Raw genomic sequence first — 3,889 nt, forward strand, 5'->3', positions numbered from 1 at the left:
TTCTTTCTAGTTCATCTATACTTAGGTGTTCTTGGATACTTAAGCGTCTTGGCATAATGGCGATCGCTCCTGGGAATTATTTTTCTCCTCTTCAATTATACACAAACGATGCTACCGGACATGATATCAAATTGTCTTCCAATATGATGCCGAAGCTCGACAAAAGGTTCAGCAAACTAGACGAATCGAAAATTTATTATTAACAGTTGCGATATTACTACTAATATCAGAGGGAGTATTTGTATTTAGACCTGCAGTCAACAAACTTCAAGTTTATCTGGAAGAAAAAGTCAAAACTCAGGAACAAACGACCAAAATAGCAGCAGAATTAGAACAAAAAAATCAGGAATTAAATGCGGCCTTAAAGGAAGCTCAATCTATAGCCAAGCTGAAATCAGAATTTATGGCCAACATGAGTCACGAAATACGTACCCCAATGAATGGAGTAATTGGGATGACTGGTTTGCTACTAGATACTAATCTCAATCCCCAACAACGAAACTTTGTGGAAATTATTCGCAGTAGTGGAGATAACTTGTTAATCATTATTAATGATATTCTCGACTTCTCAAAAATAGATGCCGATAAGTTAGACTTAGAAAGCCAAGCTTTTGACCTCCAAGAATGTGTAGAATCTTGTCTAGATCTGCTAGTGTCTCAAGCTACAGATAAAGCATTACACTTAGCCTACATTATAGACGATCATACTCCCTGCAGATAGATGGGTGATGTAACTAGGTTGCGTCAAATTCTGGTCAATTTAGTCAGTAATGCTGTTAAATTTACTCATTCTGGAGAAGTAGTAATAAATGTTACTGCTGAAGAAGTTAACTCAGACAATTCTCAATCTCCCACCCACCAAATCCATTTTGCTGTCAGAGATACTGGTATTGGTATTCCACCAGAAGGTTTAAAGCGACTTTTTCAGCCTTTTTCTCAACTAGATTCTTCAACTACTCGTAAATATGGGGGTACAGGTTTAGGCTTAGTTATCAGTAAGAAACTGTGTGAAATGATGGGCGGACAAATGTGGGCAGAAAGCGGGGGTAATGTGGCTGGAAATCCCTTGGTAAATCAAAATAATTTAGCTTCTGCGAATTCTTTTGCTGTGGGTTCAACGTTTCACTTCACAATCTTAGCTAAAAGTGCTCCCAGTATTCCTAAAGTTTATCAAAATCCTCAGCCTCAACTTAATGGTAAACGAATATTAGTAGTTGATGATAATCCTACTAATCGACTGATTCTAAAAATACAAAGTAAAAAGTGGAATATGATATCAACAGAAGCAGATAGTGGTGCAAAAGCTTTAGAGTTGTTGAAGAAAGGTAAAAAGTTCGATCTGGCTATTTTAGATATGCAAATGCCGGAAATCGATGGTCTAACTTTAGCTGCTGAAATTCGTAAGTTTCCTGAACTAAAAACACTCCCATTAGTGATGTTAACTTCTGTAGGTTGCCCTAAAGGTGATACAAGAAATTTACAAGCTTGTCTAAATAAACCGATTAAGCCAGATCAGTTATATAAGATACTGATGGAGATTTTTTCTAATCAGGTAGTAAATATTAAAAATAAAGCTGATATCAAGATTGATAGCAATCTTGCCCTTCGACTACCTTTAAGAATTTTACTAGCTGAAGATAATGTAGTGAATCAAAAAGTTGCATTGTCGATGTTAGCACGAATGGGTTATCGTCCTGATGTGGTTAGTGATGGATTAGAAACTTTGATAGCTTTAGAAAAAGTACCCTATGATTTGGTGTTGATGGATGTGCAAATGCCAGAAATGGATGGTTTGGAAGCAACAAAACATATTTATGACAAATATGGCAATGAGTTAGACAACAGACCTGTTATTGTGGCCATGACGGCGGGAGCTATGGAGGGCGATCGGGAAATTTGTCTGCAAACTGGTATGGATGATTATATGAGTAAACCAGTTAAGATTGAAGAGCTACAGGAAATACTGGAAAATTGGGGAGAAATAATCATAGCCAAAAAAAAACTCTTGCGCTACAAACACAACAGTTAGAAAAAACTCCTTCTCTACCATCTCCACCACCACAATCACAAACAGCTTCTAGTTCTCCTCCAGTGATGGTGGAGGTCATTGAAAATATTCGCCAAGAAGTACAGATAGAGGGCGAAGCAGATCTGGTAACGGAACTGATCGATTTGTTTATTGAAGATACTCCACAGCAGTTACTAGCTATTAAAGAGGCGATCGATAACTCTGCCACAAAAGCACTAAAAAAAAGCGCTCATTCTTTGAGAGGTAGCAGTGGTAATTTAGGAGTAGTGCGCTTGGCTGAAATCTCTGCAATCTTAGAGCAGAAGGCTAAAGCTGGTACCATAACAAAAGCAGAAGCAGAAACACTTTTCACTCAATTAGAAAATGAGTTTATTATTGCTAAGTCTGTTTTAGAAGAATTACAAGTTTAAATAAAAATTTATGGTATAATCCCAAAGCACTAAATGATTAGATAATCTGCAATATTTATATGAATCATCATCCCTCTCAATTATCAAATTATCAACAAAATTTTCCGGCTTTAGCTAATAAAATTTATTTTAATTATGGTGGGCAAGGACCAATGCCTGAAGCATCTTTACAGGCAATTTATCAGTCTTATCAAGAAATACAAAATATCGGACCTTTTTCTGGAAAAGCCGGAATTTGGGTAGAAAAACAAGTAGCTTCAGTCCGGGCTGCGATCGCTGCTGAGTTAGGAGTTTCTCCAGATACTATTACTCTGACAGAAGATGTTACTGTCGGTTGTAACATTCCACTTTGGGGTATTGATTGGCAAGCAGGAGACCATATATTACTTTCTGACTGCGAACATCCTGGAATTATTGCTACAATTGAGGAGATTCAAAGACGTTTTAAGATAGAGGTTTCTACTTGCCCGATTATGGCAACTTTAAATGAAGGGAACCCGGTAGAAGTAATTACTAATAATTTACGCTCAAACACTAAATTATTAGTAATTAGCCATATATTGTGGAATACAGGTCAGGTTTTGCCATTAGCTGAAATTGTTAAAATGTGTCACAGTTTCTCTCCTTCTCCAGTAAAAGTATTAGTTGATGCTGCTCAATCTGTAGGGGTTTTACCTTTAAAATTAGCCGAAATAGAAGTTGATTTTTATGCTTTTACTGGTCATAAATGGTGGTGTGGCCCGGGTGGTTTAGGTGGACTTTATGTAAGTGCTGAAGCTAGGGAAAATTTAAGCCCTACTTTTATTGGATGGCGGGGTGTTATTAAAGATAAAAGTGGTAAACCAATTGCTTGGCAACCTAATGGTAAACGTTACGAAATTGCGACTTCTGCTTATCCTTTATCTCCGGCTTTAAAGGAGGCGATCGCTCTACATAATCAGTGGGGAACTGCTGAAGAAAGATATGAAAAAATTAAAGAATTAAGTGCATATTTATGGGAAAATTTAAAGAAAATTCCTGAGATTAATTGTTTGCGAACTGCACCGCCAGAAGCTGGATTAGTTTCTTTTCAGTTAACTAATGGTAAGTCTCATCAACAGTTAGTTGAATATCTAGAAAAGCAGGAAATTATGGTACGAACTATTCTCGATCCAGATTGTGTAAGAGCTTGTGTTCATTATTTTACTCAAGAAGCAGAAATTGATAAATTAGTTGCAGAAATTAAAGCTTTTGGGTAACAGCGAACCGAGGAGAAAGTAGGGAAGTTCTATGGAACCTCCCTAGAGCAAGATTTTATAGAACCCATTTGAGGTCTATCTATATTAGACATCTGGGAAAAATAAATAAATTGTGATAGAGTCATATAAAATGTAATTTTTTATGGCTAATTATGACCAGTATGCTTGACTACATTCGTATGGCATCCACAAGAATCAGAACGTTTATTAGG

General features: G+C 36.7%; 5 protein-coding genes. All 5 read left to right on the top strand.

Going from position 1 to position 3,889, the window contains the following annotated elements; translation table 11 throughout:
- Nucleotides 1–203, top strand: a 203-nt coding sequence (locus F6K27_RS32580) for a hypothetical protein (RefSeq protein WP_287280044.1), incomplete at its 5' end; no start/stop codon positions are given.
- 200 nt (nt 204–403) lie between these two features.
- On the top strand, nt 404–721 hold the full coding sequence (locus F6K27_RS32585) for a histidine kinase dimerization/phospho-acceptor domain-containing protein (RefSeq protein WP_287280046.1): 318 nt from the start codon (nt 404–406) through the stop codon (nt 719–721).
- Nucleotides 722–2,029, top strand: a complete 1,308-nt coding sequence (locus F6K27_RS32590; RefSeq protein WP_287280048.1) for a response regulator — start codon at nt 722–724, stop codon at nt 2,027–2,029. It begins immediately after the preceding gene.
- Nucleotides 1,972–2,439, top strand: coding sequence for an Hpt domain-containing protein (locus F6K27_RS32595; RefSeq protein ID WP_287280050.1), 468 nt, complete (start codon nt 1,972–1,974; stop codon nt 2,437–2,439). The genes F6K27_RS32590 and F6K27_RS32595 overlap by 58 nt, the downstream gene beginning before the upstream one ends.
- A gap of 59 nt (nt 2,440–2,498) precedes the next feature.
- On the top strand, nt 2,499–3,677 hold the full coding sequence (locus tag F6K27_RS32600) for an aminotransferase class V-fold PLP-dependent enzyme (RefSeq protein ID WP_287280051.1): 1,179 nt from the start codon (nt 2,499–2,501) through the stop codon (nt 3,675–3,677).
- Nucleotides 3,678–3,889: the final 212 nt, after the last annotated feature.

The organism is Okeania sp. SIO2F5 (assembly GCF_010692685.1).
GTDB classification, from domain to species: domain Bacteria; phylum Cyanobacteriota; class Cyanobacteriia; order Cyanobacteriales; family Microcoleaceae; genus Okeania; species Okeania hirsuta.

Coding starts and splice junctions, on each gene's coding strand:
- F6K27_RS32585 (WP_287280046.1), top strand. CDS start 404: ATGGCCAACATGAGTCACGAAATACGTACCCCAATGAATGGAGTAATT.
- F6K27_RS32600 (WP_287280051.1), top strand. CDS start 2,499: ATGAATCATCATCCCTCTCAATTATCAAATTATCAACAAAATTTTCCG.
- F6K27_RS32590 (WP_287280048.1), top strand. CDS start 722: ATGGGTGATGTAACTAGGTTGCGTCAAATTCTGGTCAATTTAGTCAGT.